Origin of the sequence: Vibrio sp. YT-18 (assembly GCF_033337345.1) — a bacterium.
GTDB classification, from domain to species: Bacteria; Pseudomonadota; Gammaproteobacteria; order Enterobacterales; family Vibrionaceae; genus Vibrio; species Vibrio alginolyticus.
Window position 1 is genome coordinate 1 of the sequence record NZ_JAWOQO010000240.1, and the last position, 1,090, is coordinate 1,090.

Below are 1,090 nucleotides of genomic sequence, written 5' to 3' on the forward strand. Positions count from 1 at the left end.
TGAAGTTTTCTGGGTTACGGTAGCCAGGCAGACGTTCAGTGTTGATGTTCGGACCAGCTTGCATGTTGTTGTTACATTGAACCCAGTAACAGTTCAGTACGCCATCGTTCAGCATACGGTCTTGAAGTACCGCGTGGAAACCTGGTTTTGGTGGAATCGTGCCTTCAGGCAGTTTCCAGATTTTTTCTGCGATTTGGCGGTGTTTAGGGTTAGCAACCACCATATCCGCAGGTAGACGGTGAGCAAACGTACCAACTTCACGAGCTGTACCACACGCCGATGGCTGACCAGTTAGTGAGAATGGGCTATTACCCGGAGTAGCGATTTTACCGGTTAGAAGGTGGATGTTGTAAACCAAGTTGTTCATCCACACGCCGCGAGTATGTTGGTTCATACCCATTGTCCAAAGTGACATTACTTTCGTGTTTGGATCCGCGTATTGCTTCGCAAGCTCAATCAGTTTTTCTTTCTCAACACCCGAGATCTCAGACGCTTTCTCGACCGTGTATGGCGCTACAGACTTCTTGTACTCTTCGAAAGAGATTGACGTCAGTTTGCCTGAGTTAGGGTTTTTCGCAGCTTTTTGTAGCGGGTCGTCGTCACGCAGACCGTAACCGATGTCGGTGTCTGCTTGAGTAAAGTTCGTGTGCTTGTTCACGAAATCCCAGTTGACTGCATCGTTTTCGATGATGTAGTTCGCGATAAAGTTAGCAATCGCAAGGTCAGACTGTGGGTTAAAAATGTAGCCGTGATCTGCCAACTCGAATGAACGGTGGTAGTAAGTTGAAAGTACGTTTACGCGAACATGAGGGTGGCTCAGGCGACGGTCAGTAATACGAGTCCATAATACTGGGTGCATTTCTGCCATGTTCGAACCCCAAAGCACGAATGCATCAGCGTTCTCGAAGTCATCGTAACAGCCCATAGGTTCATCGATACCGAAAGCACGCATGAAACCTACTACCGCAGACGCCATACAGTGACGCGCGTTAGGGTCAATGTTGTTAGAACGGAAACCGGCTTTCATCATTTTCGCCGCCGCGTAACCTTCCATTACAGTCCATTGGCCAGAGCCAAACATACCAACGCT

General features: G+C 48.5%; 1 protein-coding gene. It reads right to left on the reverse strand.

Features of this window, described 5'->3' with window-relative positions; translation table 11 throughout:
* A partial coding sequence (locus R7M72_RS25695; RefSeq protein ID WP_318056541.1) for a molybdopterin-dependent oxidoreductase occupies positions 1 to 1,090 on the reverse strand: 1,090 nt, incomplete at both ends.